General features: G+C 64.4%; 14 protein-coding genes, 2 tRNA genes and 1 pseudogene. 7 read left to right on the top strand and 10 right to left on the bottom strand.

Translation table 11 applies throughout. The features are described from left to right. Positions 1-121: 121 nt before the first annotated feature. The 5 genes from xylB to DV704_RS11510 all read right to left on the bottom strand — a co-directional run bounded on the left by xylB (position 122) and on the right by DV704_RS11510 (position 5568). Entirely contained in the window at positions 122-1543 is a 1422-nt protein-coding gene (xylB, locus tag DV704_RS11530; protein ID WP_114799723.1) for a xylulokinase, read from the bottom strand. Between the two features lies 1 nt (position 1544). Then, positions 1545-2399 (bottom strand): ATP-binding cassette domain-containing protein, encoded by an 855-nt coding sequence (locus tag DV704_RS11525; protein WP_199489990.1) that lies wholly within the window; start codon positions 2397-2399, stop codon positions 1545-1547. 3 nt (positions 2400-2402) lie between these two features. Beyond that, entirely contained in the window at positions 2403-3320 is a 918-nt protein-coding gene (locus tag DV704_RS11520; protein WP_233498346.1) for an ABC transporter permease, read from the bottom strand. A 161-nt stretch (positions 3321-3481) separates the two neighbouring features. Then, complete coding sequence (locus DV704_RS11515; RefSeq protein ID WP_114799721.1) at positions 3482-4483, bottom strand: sugar ABC transporter substrate-binding protein; 1002 nt, start codon at positions 4481-4483, stop codon at positions 3482-3484. 38 nt (positions 4484-4521) lie between these two features. Beyond that, a complete protein-coding gene (locus DV704_RS11510) occupies positions 4522-5568 on the bottom strand; it encodes a LacI family DNA-binding transcriptional regulator (protein WP_114799720.1) in 1047 nt (348 codons plus the stop codon). A 212-nt stretch (positions 5569-5780) separates the two neighbouring features. Here DV704_RS11510 and DV704_RS11505 point away from each other — a divergent pair. Together DV704_RS11505 and DV704_RS11500 are read left to right on the top strand one after the other, a co-directional pair. After that, positions 5781-5870, top strand: a tRNA-Ser gene (locus DV704_RS11505). A 76-nt stretch (positions 5871-5946) separates the two neighbouring features. Then, positions 5947-6041: transfer RNA gene (locus DV704_RS11500), tRNA-Ser, on the top strand. 27 nt (positions 6042-6068) lie between these two features. Here DV704_RS11500 and DV704_RS11495 read toward each other — a convergent pair. Both DV704_RS11495 and recF read right to left on the bottom strand, forming a co-directional pair. Beyond that, on the bottom strand, positions 6069-6410 hold the full coding sequence (locus DV704_RS11495; RefSeq protein WP_114799719.1) for a hypothetical protein: 342 nt from the start codon (positions 6408-6410) through the stop codon (positions 6069-6071). After that, positions 6401-7453, bottom strand: coding sequence for a DNA replication and repair protein RecF (gene recF, locus DV704_RS11490; RefSeq protein WP_114799718.1), 1053 nt, complete (start codon positions 7451-7453; stop codon positions 6401-6403). The genes DV704_RS11495 and recF overlap by 10 nt, the downstream gene beginning before the upstream one ends. 88 nt (positions 7454-7541) lie before the next feature. Here recF and DV704_RS11485 point away from each other — a divergent pair, with 88 nt between their 5' ends. The 3 genes from DV704_RS11485 (at position 7542) to DV704_RS12230 (ending at position 14393) form a co-directional block, all read left to right on the top strand. Continuing rightward, positions 7542-10841, top strand: coding sequence for a BTAD domain-containing putative transcriptional regulator (locus DV704_RS11485; RefSeq protein ID WP_114799717.1), 3300 nt, complete (start codon positions 7542-7544; stop codon positions 10839-10841). Between the two features lie 341 nt (positions 10842-11182). Next, positions 11183-12394 carry a hypothetical protein gene (locus DV704_RS11480; RefSeq protein ID WP_114799716.1) on the top strand — a complete coding sequence of 404 codons (1212 nt, stop codon included), beginning with the start codon at positions 11183-11185 and terminating at the stop codon, positions 12392-12394. A gap of 25 nt (positions 12395-12419) precedes the next feature. After that, positions 12420-14393, top strand: coding sequence for a C1 family peptidase (locus DV704_RS12230; protein WP_199489989.1), 1974 nt, complete (start codon positions 12420-12422; stop codon positions 14391-14393). A gap of 117 nt (positions 14394-14510) precedes the next feature. On the opposite strand, the pseudogene DV704_RS12505 reads toward DV704_RS12230, so the two are convergent. Both DV704_RS12505 and DV704_RS12420 read right to left on the bottom strand, forming a co-directional pair. Beyond that, a pseudogene (locus DV704_RS12505) lies at positions 14511-14790 on the bottom strand (CoA transferase); the annotation flags it as partial. Next, entirely contained in the window at positions 14780-15244 is a 465-nt protein-coding gene (locus tag DV704_RS12420; protein ID WP_199489987.1) for a CoA transferase, read from the bottom strand. The gene DV704_RS12420 and the pseudogene DV704_RS12505, both read right to left, overlap by 11 nt. Positions 15245-15315: 71 nt before the next feature. Between DV704_RS12420 and DV704_RS11470 the strand changes: the two genes are divergently transcribed. After that, on the top strand, positions 15316-16164 hold the full coding sequence (locus DV704_RS11470; RefSeq protein WP_233498345.1) for a DMT family transporter: 849 nt from the start codon (positions 15316-15318) through the stop codon (positions 16162-16164). 20 nt (positions 16165-16184) lie between these two features. Continuing rightward, positions 16185-16709 carry an LOG family protein gene (locus DV704_RS11465; RefSeq protein WP_114799714.1) on the top strand — a complete coding sequence of 175 codons (525 nt, stop codon included), beginning with the start codon at positions 16185-16187 and terminating at the stop codon, positions 16707-16709. On the opposite strand, the gene dps is transcribed toward DV704_RS11465, so the two are convergent. Next, positions 16706-17215 carry a DNA starvation/stationary phase protection protein Dps gene (gene dps / locus DV704_RS11460; RefSeq protein ID WP_114799713.1) on the bottom strand — a complete coding sequence of 170 codons (510 nt, stop codon included), beginning with the start codon at positions 17213-17215 and terminating at the stop codon, positions 16706-16708. The genes DV704_RS11465 and dps overlap by 4 nt on opposite strands. Positions 17216-17263: the final 48 nt, after the last annotated feature.

The following is a 17263-nucleotide window of genomic DNA, read 5'->3' as shown; positions in this document are numbered from 1 at the left end:
AGGGTCAGGTAGGGCATCACGAAGGCCCACTCCTCATCGCTCACATCCGAGGGGTACGGTCTACGCTTCATGTTATAAACATAACTGTCCTTCTTCGTTTCGAATAGGTTCTTACCAGCCTCTAGGCGAACCACCCTTTGAGGCGGGCGTAGAGCCCTTGGAAACGGGCATAACCCTCCTCGTAGTCGCAGGGGCTGGGGTAGACCCCCTGGGTGGGGCTGGGGCTCGGGGGAAGGGGCTGCCCCAGGGCTAGTGCTGCCAGCCTAGCTGCCCCCCGGGCCGAGGCCGAGGAGACCGGGGAGAGGAGAAGGGGCCGGCCCAGTACGTCCGCTATCATCTGCCGCCAGAACGGGTGAAGGCTACCCCCCCCTGCGAGGCGCAGGGGGGTGTTGGGTGGAAGGGTCTGACCCAGGGCCTCGAGGCCGGCCCGCAAGCCAAAGGCCACCCCTTCCAGCGCGGCCCGTGCTAGATGTCCCCGCCGGTGATGCCGTCCCAGTCCGGCCCAGACCCCCCGGGCCCTGGGGTCGAGGTGGGGGGTGCGCTCCCCGGTCAGGTAGGGCAGAAAGACCAGGCCCTCGCTGCCGGGCGGGACGCTTTGGGCTTCCTGGTAGAACTCTGCCCAGCTTAGCCCCAGGGTTTCCCGCACCCACTCTAAGGCCAGCCCGGCGTTTTGCAGCGCGGCCATGGCGTACCACTGGCGGGGGAGGGCTGCGCGGTAAAGGTGAGTGCGCAGGGTTGGGTCCACCCGGGGTTCATCCAGCAGTACTGCGAGCTGGGCCCCCGAGCCCACCGTGAGCTGGGCCTCCCCGGGCCTCAGGCCGCTGCCCAGCAGGGCGGCGGCGGTATCCGCGGCCCCGGCAGCCACCGGCAGCCCTGCAGGCAGCCCCAGCTGCTCGGCGCTTGGGGGGGTTAGATGGCCGGCGACGGCCCCGGAGGGCATCAGGGGAGGAAGCAGTTCGGGCCGCAACCCCAGGTCCTCCACCACCTCCAGGTCCCAGGTGTCCCCAGCCAGGTCGTACAGGAGGGTGCCGGAGGCGTCTGAGGGTTCGCTCGCGGCCTTCTGGGTAAGCCTGAAGCGCAGCCAGTCCTTGGGCTGCAGAGCCCAGCGGGCTTTTTGGTAGACGCTGGGCTCGTGCTTCTTCACCCATAAAAGACTTGGTGCAGCCATCCCCACCGCCAGCGGGTTGGCCAGCCTGTGCTGCTGCGCTGCGGGTAGGGCTTCCAGGGCCTCTAGTTCCTGCGTGGCCCGGGTGTCGGCCCAAAGGATGGCCGGGCGCAAAGGGCGGCCCTCTGCGTCGGCCAGCACCACCCCGTGCATCTGGCCCGAAAGGCCAAGGGCCTGTACCTCACCGGCATGCCTCTCTACCACCCTTCGCACAGCCCGGCCCACCGCCTGCCACCAGTCCTCGGGGTCGGACTCGGCCCAGCCGGGCTGGGGGGCCTGCACGGCGTAGCCCTCCTGGGCCTCGGCCAGGACCTCCCCCTCAGGAGAAAGCAGCAGGGCTTTACAGGAGCTGGTGCCGAGGTCTATGCCTAGGAACATTTCATTCAGCCAAGACCTCGGGGGGAAGTTCGGCTGGACTTTTGGCCCCGGTCATCACCGCTACTGCATCAGACATACTTATTTTCTTGGGGTTGACCACAGCCGCTCGTTTGCCCAGGCGCTGGATGTGGATACGGTCAGCGATCTCGAAGACGTGGGGCATATTGTGGCTGATAATAATAACCGGTAGGCCGCTGTCGCGCACCCGCCGGATAAGTTCCAGCACCATGTTGCCTTCCTTTACCCCTAGGGCTGCGGTGGGCTCGTCCATTATCACCACGTGACGTGCAAAAGCGGCGCTACGGGCCACCGCTACCCCTTGCCGCTGGCCGCCCGAGAGGGTTTCGACCGTCTGACGCATAGAACGGACACCGATTTTTAGCTCCTGCATGCAGGCAATGGCCTCCTCGAGCATCTTTTTTTTGTCAATCCACCGGATCAGGCGAGCAAACCAACCAGGCCTAAGGATTTCCCGCCCTAAAAAGAGGTTTTCTGCGATGGTCATAGCGGGGGCCACCGCAAGATCCTGGTAGACCGTTTCGATGCCACTTTTGCGAGCGTCCATGGGGCTGCGGAAGTGCACCCGTTTACCATCCAGATATATTTCCCCTGCGTCAGGAATAACTGCCCCTGATAGGGCCTTAATCAGGGTCGACTTGCCCGCACCGTTGTCACCTATTACAGCCAAAATCTCCCCCTCCCGCAGCTCGAAATCGGTCCCATCCAGCGCGGTTACATGACCGTAGCGCTTGACTAGGCCGCGGGCCTCCAGCACGACCTTGGGTTTGGGGCTGGGTGTAGATGAGGGCAGGGATACCGTGTTCGTTTGCGTGGGTTGCAGTTGGTTCAGTTCCATGGCTTAGTTCCTTCGCTTAGAGATTTGATCGGCTACCACGGCCAGAATTACCAGAATTCCAGTGATCAAGACCTGGTAAACCGAAGAGACCCCCATCAGGGTTAGCCCGTTACGGAAGACCCCCACGATAAGGGCCCCCAGCAACGTGCCTAGAATCATTCCCCGTCCCCCAAAAAGGCTGGTGCCACCTAGTACTACAGCGGTGATGGTCTCGAGGTTCTCGGTTTGCCCGGCGTTGGGGTCGGCCACACTGGTGCGGGAAATCAGAAGCCAGCCGGCAATCCCATAGAAGAAACCTGCGATGGTGTAGGTAAGGAGCAGTACCCGCTGGGTGGGGATGCCCATCAAGCGGGCAGCCTCGGGGTTGTTGCCTACTGCGTAGAGATGGCGTCCAGGTGCGGTTTCGCTCAAGAAGAACCAAACCAGAAGGTATAGAATGATCACCAACACCACTCCGTAGGTGAAGACGGTTTCGCCCAACCGAAAGGTGTTGCCCCAAAACAGATGGGCTTCTGGCAGGCCGCTTACAGTTTGGGCTTTGGAGTAAATCTGCGTAAGAGCAAAGGCAATGTTCATGGTGCCCAAAGTGACGATGAAAGGGGGCAAGTTAAAGCGGGTGATCAAAAAGCCGTTTAAAAAGCCGAAGCCACTTGTGATGGCTATTCCGCACAAAATGGCCAACAGGGGGGGTAGTCCCAGCTCTACTGCGAACTTGGCCATTACCATAGTTCCCAGGGCCATCACGAAACCCACCGAGAGGTCGATGCCAGCGGTAAGGATTATGAGGGTTTGGCCAATCGCCAGCACCGCTACCACCGAGACCTGCTGCAAAATCAAGGAGAAGTTCTGACCAGTCAGAAATCGGTCCGACTGTAGACTGAAGAAAACGATGGCCAGAAGAAGGGCCACCAGCGGCCCCATAATGGTCAGGTTCGGAAGTTTATCTAGAATGTTTTTGGGGTGGGTTGCACTGGATTGCTGATCTGCCATGCCGCCCTCGCTTTTTTTGTACGTCTGTACCTTACAAGAAAGGATACCAAACAGGGGGCGGGGGCTGGCCCGCCCCCTGAGCTAGGTTGTTTCTACTGGCCCCAGCAGTTCTCCAAGCCAAACTTGACGTCCTTGCTGCTTACCCCAGGTACCGGGGTTTTGGTGATTAGGTTGACTCCAGTATCCACGTAGCCACGGGCTTTAACCCCGGTCCGAGCGTACTTTACCCCAGCCTGTACCCCCATGGCGGCCATCTTGAGAGGGTACTGCTGGGAAGTGGCCGCGATAATACCCCGCTCTACATTGCGCACACCCTCGCAACCCCCGTCAATCGAGACGATTATCACGTTCTTTTCTTTCCCTGCTGCCCTCAGGGCTTGATAAGCGCCAGCTGCAGCTGGCTCGTTGATGGTATAGACCAAGTTGATGTTAGGGTTCTTTTGCAGACAGTTTTCCATGGCTGTCTGGCCTTTAGCCCGGTCCCCGTAGGTGTCGGCCATGCAAACGACTTCAGCTGGACGGGCCAATTCGTTGCTCTCAGGGCCAAAGCTCTTCAAGCCAAAGCCGGCTAGAAAGCCATTGTGCCGCTGGGCTCCTACTGGGTGGCCAGGGAAGAGGTCCAAAGTGGCGATGATAGGCTTTTTGCCCTTCATCACAGCGGCTGCGTACTGCCCTATCAGAACCCCCGCTTGATAGTTGTTGGTTGCGAATAGGGCGTCCACAGCATCCGGTGGGTCGGTAGGGCTATCCAGCGCAATAACCTGCACCCCTGCAGCGCGTGCTTTCTGGATGGCGGGTACGATGGCCTTGGCATCGCTGGGGGTAATCAGGATAGTATTCACCCCAGCGGCCACCATGTTCTCGATGGCTGCAACCTGGCTAGCATTGTCTCCGTCGGTCTTGCCAGCAGCGCTGATGAACCGGGCCCCCAGTTTTTGGGCCTCCTTCTGAGCCCCCTCCTTCATCTTGACGAAAAAGGGATTGGACTCGGTTTTGGTGATGAGCCCGATGTAAGGGGTCTTGTTTTGGGCTGTGACCAGCCCTAGTGCTACGATACCTACTGCCAACATGCCTAGAACCACTTGCCTGCGCATATTTTCTCCTTTCACCAGAGCCTTCTGCCAAACGCCTCTTACTTCGCCGCTTTCCTCCTTTTACCTTTGAGTCCATTGCTAAAACCGCCTGGTGGGGCGGTGGACTCCCGAACAATGAAGCTCACTTCCAAGCGAATGTTGGGGGGAAGACTTGTCTCCTGGCTAAGGGAGCTGATGAGGCTTTCACAGGCCAGATAACCCAACTCATAGGTGGGCTGGGCCACTACGGTCAGTGCAGGGTGTGTGGTTGCGGCCCAGCGGGAGTCATCAAAACCCACGATAGAGATATCTTCGGGAATGCGCAGGCCCAGCTCACGTATAGCCAGCACGGCACCTATGGTCATCTCGTTGTTGCCTACGAAAAGCGCAGTGGGGCGCTCCTCAGGAGGGAGGGAGAGCAGGGCTAGGGCGGCCTTTCGGCCATCTTCTTCACGGTGATTGCCGGGCAAGACCAGTGTTTCGCAGTAGGGTATACCCGCCGCAGCTAGCGCCTCGCGGTAGCCTTGATGGCGTTCGACGGCGGTAGAGATGTCGAGCCGCCCCACAATCATTCCGATGCGTTGGTGACCCAGCTCAATTAGGTGCTGGACGGCCTTACGAGCTCCTCCTATGTTATCCACCATTACAGTGCGTACCCCAGGCGTGCCGCTGCTGCGATCTAGCTCCACAATAGGCAAATTCTTCATCAGCTTCAGGTTTTCGCGGGCTTTGGCAGTGGGAACAATGAGAAGACCTTGGGGCAGGTGACCACGCAACGAATAAAGGGCGCGTCGTTCTTTTTCGGGTTCCTCGTCGGTGTTGAAAAAGAAAACGGTGTAATCGTGTTTCTCGGCCGCGTCCTGTACACCCTTAGCTAAGGTAGCGTGGAAGGGGTTGAGAATATCGGTGATGATTAGACCTAGTGTGCGGCTGCTGCGCTTACGCAGGCTCCGGGCTACCTGGTTGGGCTGGTAGCCCAGTTCCTCTACGGCTTGCAGGATGCGCTCTCGAGTGGCCTTGGCCACCATTTCCGGGTGCGAAAGGGCGCGGGAAACGGTGGAAGGGGAGACTTGAGCTCGTTTAGCTACATCGTCTAGGCTAACCATATTTAGCAATCGTTTGCAGCTCACTGCCACACATAGGTGTGAACACGCTTGAGGAGTCCCTTGGGGCCTGGTTCCTTCTGTCAGCACCTACTGCAATCGTTTGCGAACCTTTGTAAGGGCTTTCTATCATACCCTGGAAAAAATTGCAAGCCCCCCCATTGGTTCGGCTTGACAAGCCGGCTCCTCCGCCCCATAGTGGGTATGCGCTGGATGGAGGGATGGCTGAGTGGTCGAAAGCGGCGGTCTTGAAAACCGCAGTAGGCGCAAGCCTACCGGGGGTTCGAATCCCTCTCCCTCCGCCAGGGGGTACTTCAACTAGAGGATTTTTGTGCTAAAGTATCGTGTGCGGTTTTGGGGCTCCCCAGAACCCGACCCCATGGAGGGGTGGCCGAGTGGCTGAAGGCGGCGGTTTGCTAAACCGCTATAGGGACCTAAAGTCCCTATCGGGGGTTCGAATCCCCCCTCCTCCGCCAAGCAGGGGTCAGGCGACCAGCCTGGCCCTATTTTTGTTTTTTCCGCTTCTTGTTGGGTTCAGGGACGGTTTGGCTCCAGCGCTGCCGGAGCTGGCGCATGGTCCACACCAAGGCCAGCAGGAGCCCTGTGGATACCGCGAAGGCGCCCAGGCTAACCTGCAGCAGGATGGGGTTGGCCTGCAGGCCAGGGGCCAGGGTTGCCGGTTCGCCCGATAGGAGGGTGGCGGCGTGGGGACCTAAGCGCAGCAGGGTCAGGCCGGCGAGCAGGGCGACGATGCCAGCCAGAATGGCCAGCGAGAGCAGCAGGGCCCAAAGAAGACCCCGGCGGGCTTCTTGGACGGCTCGAGGGTTGGGGTTTTTCAGCGCCATACGCCTGCCTCAATTTTTACCACCGCGCCCATCCCCGGGGTCTCGAGGCCCGCCAGGATGGCCTGGGGTAGGCTCTGGGCGTAGGCCAGCAGGGCCTCGCGGCGGCGGGTATCCAGCTCGGTGCTCCACTCGTCCACCAGGAGCAAAGGGGCCTCGTCGTAGTGCATCCAAAGCAGGCGGTGCTCGGCCAGGCGTAGCGCCATGGCGATGCTGCGGCATTCCCCCCGGCTGCCGTACCGGGCGGCTTCGCGCCCCGATAGCCGGATCAGGAGGTCGTCGCGGTGGGGGCCCAGGCTGGTGGCTCCCCGCTGCAAATCCTCAGCCAGGTTTTCCTCCAGGGCTTCCAGTAAGCGCTCGGGGGCCACGGTTTCCCAAAGCTCCAGCTCGAGCTCTCCCGGGGCCAGTTCGCGGTAGGCCTCGCGGGCCAGGGAGGATAGCCGGGCCACCATGCGCCGGCGCAGGCTCAGGATCTCGCTGCCGTAGCGGGCCAGTTCAGCGTTCCATACGGCGACGACGCTTTGCAGGGTGGACAGGGGGCTTTGGCGACGGAGCTGCTCTTTGAGCAGGGCGTTGCGCTGCTGGAGGGCGCGGGTATACCTCCCCAAAAGGGCCCGGTAGCGGGCCGAGAAGCGCGAGAGCAGTACATCCAGGAAGCGCCGGCGCTCCTCAGGGGGGCCCTGCACCAGGGCCAGGTCGTCGGGGCCGAGCCGTACCGCCCCGGGTAGCTGGGCCAGCTCGCGCAGGGAGGCTGGGGCCTCGTTGAGCCGGTGTTCCCGCCCTTCGCGGCTTAGGTGGGCCTCGAGCCGGCTCTGGCCCCACTGGGTTTCCACCTCAGCGTACAAAAAGGCCTCGCTTTCACCGAAAGCGATGCGCTCCAGGGTGCTGCCCTGCATTTCACCGCCCAGCACCAGCTCGATGGCCTCGAGCAAATTGGTCTTGCCCTGGGCGTTGCCGCCCACCACGGTGGTGAGGCCCGCGCCCGGCGCGAAAACTGACGTGGCGAGGTTGCGGAAGTTTTTCTGCCTAAGGACCAGCAGGCGCACCGGGAATAGGCTAAGGGGGTGGGGTGAGGGCTTCAAGGGTCTGCGATTCGGGGATGGCACAGCCGCTGCGGTGCTAGACTGGGGCCAAATGGCTCAAACCACCCTCGACCTCCTGGGGTTTCCGGTGTTCCGGCTCGAGGGAGCGCCGGTGGGGCTGCCTACCCACAAGCTCTGGGGCCTCCTGGGCTACCTGGCCCTGGAAGGGCCCCAGACCCGGGAGCACCTGGCCACCCTGCTTTGGGACCTGCCCGAAGAGCGGGCACGGGCCAACCTGCGTCGGGAGCTTTTTCGCCTCCCCCAGCGCTCCTTTTTGGAGCAAAAGGGAGAGCGGCTTGGTCTGGTGGGGGTAAAAAGCGATATAGAGGAGCTTTTACAGGCGGTGGCGGCGCGGGACTGGGCCAGGGCCCAGGGGTTCTTCCGAGGGGAGTTTATGCAGGGCCTGCGGGTGCGGGCTGCGCCTTTGTTTGAGGAGTGGCTCGAGTCCACCCGCCTCCGCCTGCAGGCCCTGCAGGCCGAGGTGCTTTACCGGTGGGCGGTGGAGCTTTTAGAGCAGGGGCACCTGGAAGAGGCGCTGGAGCGGGCCGAGAGGCTGTTGGCGCTGGATGCCCTGCACGAGGAGGGGCAGGTCCTGCGGCTGCGCCTTTTGGCCGGGCTGGGCCGCCAGGTGGAGGCCCTCAAGGCCTATGAGGCTTACCGGCAGAGGCTTTGGCGGGAGCTTGGGGTGGAGCCATCCGAGAGCCTGGTAGCCTTAGCCGGGGCCCTGCGGTGGGGAAAAGCAGTGACGTTGCCTTCCTCCACCCGCCTCAAGAATCCCCCGCTGATGGGGCGGGAGGAGGCTTGGGGGGCACTTCAGACGGCCGGGGGCCTGGCTTTGTTGGTGGCCGAGGGAGGGCTGGGCAAAACCCGGCTTCTTCAGGAGTATGCCCAACTTCAACCCGGTTTCCGCTGGGTGGCCCACCGGAAAAGCCCACTAGAGGCAGGTTTTGGTGGGTTGGTGGAGGTTCTGCGGGCCCTTTGGGAGAAGGGCGAGCTTTCGGCCGGGGTGTGGCGGGAAGAGCTGGCCCGCCTGCTGCCCGAGCTGAGGGTCCCTGCCCGTCCCCTGGGCGAGGGCGAGGCCGGCCTGGCCCTCTCACGTTTGCATGAGGCGCTGGTCCAGACCCTGGCAGCGGGGCTGCCGGCAGGGGGGGTGGTGGTGCTGGATGACCTTCACCACGCAGACGCCGCCACGCTGGCGTTTCTGCCCTACCTGGTACGCCGTAGCCGGGCCTTCGGAGTGCGGGTCCTAGGGGCAACCCGGCCCGAGGCGCTACGGGAACCCCACCCCCTGGCAGCGGCGCTCCGGGAGCTTGAGCGGGACGGCCTCCTGAGCCCCGTACGGCTCCACCCGCTGGCGGAAGAGGACGTGCTGCGGTTGGTACGCACCCTCTCCCGTATGGAAACCGGAGGGGTACTCTTCTCCCGAAGGCTACACCGGGCCACTGGGGGGAATCCCCTCTTTCTCCTCCGCACCCTGGAACACCTCATGGCCCAAGGCCTCCTCCGGGCAGACCCGGAGGGCTGGCACACCCCCTTTGACGAGGCCACGGAGGACTACCGGGAGCTTCCCCTCCCGGAAAGCATCCACGAGGAGGTGGTGCGGGGCCTCGAGGCCCTGGGGGGGCGAAGGGCAGCGGAAATGCTGGCCGTGGCGGGGAACCCCTTGGACCCCTTCAGTCTGCGCCGCCTTTTGGGGGGAGAGACCCTGGCCTGGATGGAAACCCTGGAGGGCCTGGAAGCGGCGGGGTACCTGCGGGGTGGGGCAGAGGGGTATACCTTCGCCCACGAGCTCTTCCGCCAGGCCGTCCTGGAGGAGATGCCCCCCGCCCGACGCCGCACCCTCCACGTTTTGTTGGCAGAGGAGCTCCTGGCCCAAGGGGAGGCTCCTTACCGGCACCTGGAGGCGGCAGGGCGCCTGAAGGAGGCCTGGCATGTAGCTATGCGGGCGGGGCGGACGGCCCTGGAACGCCAGGCCTTTCCCGTGGCCGCGGAGATCCTCTCCTGGGCCCGCGAGGTCCAGAAGAGGGCCGGCGCCGAAGCGGAGGACCAGGCCCGCCTGCTCCTGGAGTTAGAGGAGGCCCTAATGCTCTCGGGACAGATCCCCGCCCAGGAGGCTGTCCTGAAGACCCTGGAAAGCCTGACCCCTGAGCTACCCTCCTCCCTCCGCCTGGAAACGGGCCTCCGCCGGGTGCGCTTTCTGGCCATGGGTGGGCGTTGGGGGGAGGCCTTGGCCCACGCAGAGGCGGCCCTGGCCCTGGGGGAGCACCCCCAGATCTGCCTTTTCCGGGCGGATGCCCTGGCCAATCTGGGAAAACCCGGGGCCAGGGAGGAGGCCCTTCGGGTTTGGGAAAAGGCCAGCCAAGAAGGCAAGGAGGCCGCCATGGCTGCCGCCGCCTACCTGCTGGCCAAGCTCGCCGTGGTGGCTGAGAGCGAGGACTTGGAAACCTGGCTCGGCCACCTGGCCCGCCTGGGACGCCCCGGCCTCGCCGAGGTGCGGCTTAAGCAGTTTGCCTGCACCCTGGCCCTGCGCAAGGAGGCCTGGGCGGAAGCGCTGGCGGAGGCTACAGAGGCCTATACCAGGGCCGAAGCCCTGGGCTACCGGGAGGCTTTGGGGGTCTTCCAGAACTTCCGCGGCCTAGCCCTGGTTCGCCTGGAGCGCTACGCAGAAGCGCTGGAAAGTTACTACGCGGCCCACGCCCACTTCGGGGAGCTGGGCCGGACCCACTTCCAGGCTGGGGTGGGCATCAACCTGGCCGGCCTCCTCCTCCGTTTCGGTGCCTTCCAGGAGGCCGAAACCTGGGCGCAAAGGGCCCTCGAGGTCTTCCAGGCCATAGGGGAACCCCGGGGTAGCAGCGAGGCGGCCCGGGCTTTGGGCAACACCCTGCTTTGGAGGGGGAACCTGGAAGGGGCCGAAGCCCTCTTCCGTCAAAGCCTGGGCCTGGCCGAGGCGGCGGGTCTTAAGCAGAGCGCTCTCGAGGCCCAGGCCGACCTGGCCGTGGCCCGCCTCCTCCAGGGGAACTTAGAGGAAGCAGAGTCCCTGCTGCGCCAGGTTTTAGAAGCCCAAAGGCCCGACTGGCCCCTGGACGCCGCCTGGCTGGCTCTGGCCCTCCTCAGGCAGGGGCGGGCACAGGAGGCGAGGGCCCTAGCCGAAAAAACCCTGGGGGACCGCCTCCCCACCTCCGACATCCCTCTCCTGGCCCAGGCGGCCTGCGGCCTGGACCCCACCGGGGCCCTCACGCGGTTGCGTGCCCACCGGGCCCGCCAGCAATCCCTGACCCCTCCGGCGTACCAGGAGACCCTTGCCGCCTGGCACCGCCTTCTGGATAGCCTGTTCCTGACCCCGGCCGCTTAGCCCCTTGCAACGCCCTTGCAACGCCCCCTCCCCCATCCTCAAAGGGTGCGGGGGAAACTCCTAATCCTCCGGGTGGACCCCAAGGGGAAACACCCCCTCCTCCTCCGGGAAACCGGGGAGGAACCCCGCTACTTCCCGGACTGGCAGAGCCTCCTCCGCCACCTAGAAGCGCGCTATCCGCTGGGAAGGCCTCCTAAGGGGCCACGGGAAGGGGTGAAGTGAAGATGGGTCAAAAATGGTGGACCTTGGCTCTAGGAGCACTTCTTCTCCTCCCCGCTTGCAATCCTGGCAGCGGGGGAAATCAGGGCAACTGCCCCGCCGCAGGACAGGGTAGCCTCCGGGTGGAGGTCTCCGGCCTCCCCGAGGGCGTCCTGGCCCGGGTGCAGGTGACGGGGCCCGGGGGGTATAGCCGCACGCTAACCGCCGGCCAGACCCTCGCCGTGGAGGCGGGCATCTACACCCTGCGGGCGGAAAAGACGGCGGACACCCACCCCCTTATCCGCCAGGCCTACCGGGGAGGGGCAAGCCCAAGCCCCACTTGCGTGCGCCCGGGGGAAACCACCTCCGTGGCCGTGGCCTACGCCCCCATCCCCACGAGCGGCAGGCTCTGGCTAGGGGACGACTCGGCCGACCGTACCCTGGGCTTCGCCCGGGGAAACCTGGCCGCAGGGGGTACGCTGAACCCCGACCCCAGCGCCCCCACCCGCGGCAGCGAAGGGCTTGCCTTTGACCAGGAGGGCAACCTCTGGGTCCTCGGGGGCACCACCGCCGACCCCCACCTCTACCGCTACCCGGCGGAGACCCTCACCGGCCCAAGCCCCACCCCCGACCGCCGGATTGACCTCCAGGGCCTCACCTGCCTCCCCTCAGGGCTGGCCTTTGACCCGGAGGGGAACCTCTGGGTGGCTGCTACCTGCACCGACCGGGTCTACCGCCTGACCCGGGAGCAGCTCGCCGGGGCCGGGAGTGGCCGGACCACCCTGAGCGCCGGGGTGATCCTCCAGGTGGACAACCCCCAGCACCTGGCCTTTGACGCCGGCGGCAACCTCTGGCTGGGCCGGGGGGGCAGTTCCGATGGCACCACGGTGCGCTACGACCGGGCACGGCTTGAGGCCTCTTACAGCGGCCCGCCGGACCGGGAGCTCATCGCCAGCGATGGGGTCAGCCGGCTGGACGCTTACCGCCTGGCCTTTGACGCGGGGGGGAATCTCTGGGTAATGGCCTTCGGCGACAACGCCCTCTACCGCTTCACCCCAGCCGAACTGGCCGGCACCGGAAGCACCAGCCTGACCCCTTCGGTGCGGGTCTACCTGAATGTGGGGGCTCTCCTCTACGGGATGGCCTTTGACGAGGGTGGGGGCCTCTGGGTCACCTACACCGCCGACAGGTTCGCCCGGCTGGCGCCGGGCCAGCTCAGCGGGGTGAACTCACCGGGAAGCCCGGTCATCCCGGAACGGGTCTTCACCGTGGGCACAAGCGGCACCCAGTACACCCGCTTCCCTGCCCTCTACCCAGCGCCGGCGGGGCTGCCGCTTTACCACCGGCTGCCCTAGGAGAGAAAAAAGGAGGAAAAAGGCCATGAAAGTTAGGTTTGGTTTCCTGTTTTGGCTGGTCTTGGGGATGGTGGGGTGCACCCCCCCGACCCCCCCCTCGGGCAATGGCCTGCCCAACGACCGCCCATACGTGCGGCTCGAGGACGGCCGTCTGGTAGCCCTAAACACCCTGGAAGAAATAGAAGAAGCCAGGGCCTACTACGAAACAAGGCTCCAGGATGGCAACGAAGCGATCCTGGAGGAGGAGGGCCCCCTGCCCCAGGGGCAGCCAATCCGCCCCCTGGCCCTACCCCCCAGCGCGGACCTGCGGGCCAACCAGACCCCGATTCGCGACCAGTGGATACGGGGGACCTGCACCTCCTTCGCGGTAGCGGCTTTGCTGGAGGCTGCCTACAAACGCCTGCATGGTCTGGAGCTGGACCTCTCCGAGGAATGGATCAACGGCGCGCAGAAAATGGGCCTCCTGATCAGCACCGGTGCCCCCGGTGCTCCCATGCCGCTCCCCCTGCGGGAGAACGCCATTTATGGCCTCAGCGGGGGCGGGGTGACCTGGGGCCTGGACCACGTGCTGCGCTACGGCATCCCCGCAGAAACCCACTGGCCCTACAACAACACCCGCCCCTTCTTGGAAAAGACCGATGACCCCTTGGATGACCCCCGGGTGCTCTGGTACGGCCCCATCACCGAGCGCCAGGATTACCTGGACACCTTCAACCTGACCCACCGGCTTTGGACCGTGCAAACCCTGGACGAGAGAGGACGCGAAATCTATCCCCTCTACCGGGCTCCTGTAACCCCTTTCCCCAATGCGGCCCAGCAGCAGGCCATCTACGGCCCAAGCCACATCGTTTATGCCAGGCCTGAGGAGCTCATCCGTCTGGAGTGGTACAAAACCCAGCTGGCCGAGGGGCGGGAAATCGCCTTCAGCGCAGTTTTGATAGGTAGGAGGTACGGTGAGGAGGTGCGGCTAGAGTTCCGGGATAACGTCTGGATCCCCGGTCCCGGTCCGGATAGCTGGGGCGGCCACGCCATGCTGATGGTGGGCTACGACGACGCACGCCGCGTGTTCCTGGTCAAGAACTCCTGGGGACGGGACGAGAGGGGCCGGGGTAGCCCTGTGGAAGCCGACCCCGATGGAGATGGCTTCGTGGCCATGTCCTACGACTGGGTCACCCTGGGCCTTATCTACGAGGCAGCGGTGGTGCGGGCGGTGCGGCGGCCCGACGGCTTCAGCCCGGCCTATCCCCTCGGGCTTTGGAACATCAACCTGGACGGGTTTGTGACCCGGCAGCTCGGCATCTACCATCTGCCCAGGACCATGACGAACGCCATTCTACGTGAGCGGTTTAGCGGCGCTCCAGCAGGAGCCGTGGACCGACGGCTGGGCACCTTCCACATACCGGGTTTATCTGGCTTCCGGGTCAACGGGGAGACCCTTCCTGCGCTGCGCTTTGTTCGCTTCTGGCTCCTCCCGGACACGGCCTCCGAACCCTGGCGGGACTTGCCTGACCGGGTGACCGAAACCAAGGAGTTCAGGGTCATCTTCTTCAAAAACGGCCGGATTGCCACCGGGTTTACCGAGGACTGGGGCGTGGTGATGTACCGGGATAGGGGCGTGCCCAGCGGCTCAGCAAGCGTCAGCGGCCCCCCGCGGGCGGAGTCGTTTGCCGGCCGCTGGCAGGTCTACGATGACGACACCAGCGTCCCCGTGCTGGGCGAGCCCCTTCGGGGCGAGCTCCGCATCCGCTACAACAGTGGGGTGCTGAGCGGGGTTTACGTCTACCAGGGCCAGGAGTTCCCCCTCAAGATCAGCTACAACGCCAACAACCCCACGCGCATCCAATTTGAGGTGAGGGGCCTATACGGTTCCAGCCTTGACAAGATCTTCATCGGCTACATGATGCGCGGCAATAAGAGCCTGTTCGTGGGCCATTCGGGCTACATCGTGGGCATTGTGCCCATCCTCAACGGTTTCTACGCCGAGCGCATAGGGGATTAGGGGCCCTTTCAAGGTTTGGGTACCCGGTCCAAAAAGCTGTTTGGTGTGGGTTTTATTGAGGTCGATCTGGGCCCGGTGGGTAGCAAAGCGGGGGTCCTGTGCCAGCTCAGGCCGCCCCATGGCCCGGCGGAGCCGAACGAAGGGGCCGTCGGCGTTGGCCCCGATCTGGATGTAGCGGCCATCCCGGGTGGGGTATAGGTTGGAAGGGGCTATGCCGGGAGGGGTGTTGCCGGTGCGCTCCCGCACCACGCCTAGAACGTTGTACTTCGTGAACACTTTCCATCACCGCATCGGTCAGGCCTGCGTTCACCACTTGGCCCCGCTCCGTTCGCTCGCGGGCGCTTAGGGCTGCTAGAATGCCGAAAGCGGCAAGGAGCCCGGCTAGACTATCCCCCATGGAAATGGTATCGCAGGCCTCCCATGGCCTCGGCTAGGCTGCCAAAGCCTGCCTGCTCGCGATAGGGGCCGGTCTGACCAAATCCCGAAACCCAGGCGATGACCAGTCGGGGGTTTTCTGCTAAAAGCGCCTGGGGTTCCTGCCCTAGTTTTTCCAGCACCCCGGGCCGGAAGTTCTCCAGAAGCACATCCACCTGCGTCACGAGCTTTCGCACCAGCCGCTGCCCTTGCTTGGTTTGCAGGTCTAGCACCACGCTCTTCTTGTTCCGCCCGATCACCGGCCACCACAAGGACTGGCCATCCTTGAGCTGTACCCCCCAGGAGCGCATAGGGTCCCCCTGGGGGGGCTCGACCTTGATCACCTCGGCCCCGTGATCGGCCAGGAGCTGCCCAGCAAAGGGGCCGGCGATAAAGCTGCCCAACTCGAGCACCCGGATGCCCTCTAGCGCACCCATCCTCGTCCTCCGTGTGGAGCAGATTATAAAACCCCTCGTTCTGCAAAAGGAGCGGTAAGATGGGCCCTTGTGTGGGAGGTGTCGTGGGCGCTGAGCTCTCGGCCGTGGCCCTAGCTCTTCTTTCGGCCCTTTCCTGGGGGGCCGGCGATTTTGGCGGTGGGGTGGCGGCCCGGCGGCTCAACCCCTACTGGGTGGCCCTTTTGGTGCACGCCACCGGCTTTCTGTTTTTTACTCTAGCGGCTTTGGGACGGGGTGAGGAACTCCAACCCTCCGACCTGCCCTGGAGCCTGGGAGCCGGTGTGGCGGGTTGTGCAGGCCTCTTTTTCCTCTACCGGGCCTTCATGACAGGCCAGATGGGGCTGGTCGCTCCTGTAGCGGGCGTGGTGGGCGCAGGGCTGGCGGCCCTGGTAGGGATGGGCCTGGAGGGTGTGCCGGCGCCTCTACAGCTTCTGGGCTTCGGCTTTGGGCTCGTAGGGGTCTGGCTGGCCGCCCGCCCCGAGGGAGCCCAGGGAGGTGCGCAGGGGTTGGGGTACGCCTTCTTAGCTGGGGCCGGTTTTGGCGGCTACTTTGTGCTGATTGACCGGGTGGAGGGTCTTTTCTGGCCCTCGGCCCTGGCTAAGCTGACCGCTTTAGCCCTGATGCTCCTTTGGCTCTGGCAAAGCCGGGCCTCGGCTGGGCTGGGGTTTTCCCGAACGCTGCCCCTGGTGGTTTTAGCGGGGCTTTTGGACGCCGGTGGCAACGTGCTCTTTCTGGCGGCCGCCCAGGCTGGGCGGCTGGACGTGGCCGCGGTGATCTCTTCGCTTTACCCGGCCTTCACCGTGCTTCTGGCCTGGGGTTTGCTGCGTGAGCGGCTGGGGCGAGGGCAGGGCCTAGGGGTGCTGCTCTCGCTGGTGGCCGTCGCCCTTATCGCCGGCGGCTAGAGGGCCTTTAGACTGAGGTCGTGCGTCTGGTTACGGTTTTCGGCTCTTCCCAGACCAAGCCTGGCACGCCGGCCTTCGCCGAGGCTTATGCTTGGGGGCGGCTCATCGGTCAGGCGGGGTTTGGCGTGGCCACGGGCGGCTACAACGGGGCGATGGAGGCGGTTTCACAGGGGGTCAAGGAGCTGGGAGGGCTGGTGGTGGGCATCACCGCCCCCGCCCTCTTTCCAGAGCGAGATGGGCCCAACCTGCACGTGGACCTGGAGCTGCCCTCGGCCTCGCTGCTAACCCGGATCGAGCGGCTTTTCGACGTGGGGGTGGCCTGCCTGGCCCTGCCAGGGGGGGTGGGTACCCTGGCCGAGATTCTGGCGGCCTGGAACCTGAACTATCTGGCCTGGCGGCAGGGAAGGCCCACCAAGCCCCTGGGGGTGCACGCTGGGTGGCTCGAGGTCATAAGGCCAGGCCTCGAGGTGGCCCCCGAACACCTGGCCCTGCTCACCCCCATTGCTTCGCTGGCCGACCTGGAGGAGTTTCTGGCTCGCCTTTAGGGTTGCTGGTTGTGGGCCTCCACGAACCAGAGGAGCTTGTCGCAGCCCCGGGCAATTTCGGTGCAGACGTCTGCGGTGGCGGAGTCGCCCAGGGAATCCGTTCGGTCAATAAGCGAACGCACCAGCCTGCCAAAGGCCGCCAAGGCGCCGGATAGCGCGGCCACGTGCTCTGCGCCGCTTTGGATGGTCAGGGGATAGGGCGGAAGGGGAGAGCGCTGGGCCGCCACCTGTACCGTGCCCTGGGCGGTGCCGCCAAGCTGCACGATGCGCTCGGCCAGTAGGTCGGCCCACTCCTCCACTTCCTCGGCCACTTCGTCGAAGAGCTTGTGCAGTGCGATGAAGCTGGGGCCCTTGACATTCCAGTGGGCTGACTTGGCTTGCCAGTACAGGTCGGTGGCCGCCGCTAGGGCCGGGGCCAGGGCCTCGGTCACGGCGGCCCGGGTTTCGGCGGGTAGGTCGTTTTGGGTGGGGTTGAGGGCGATACCGGTTTTGTCTTGGATAGCCATGTGAATCACCTCCGTGAAATAGTAACTATTCTCAATAAGCGGTTAAGT

The sequence above is a fragment of the Meiothermus sp. QL-1 genome, from assembly GCF_003351145.1.
Classification (GTDB): Bacteria; Deinococcota; Deinococci; order Deinococcales; family Thermaceae; genus Meiothermus.
This window is presented reverse-complemented; position numbering and strand designations above follow the sequence as displayed.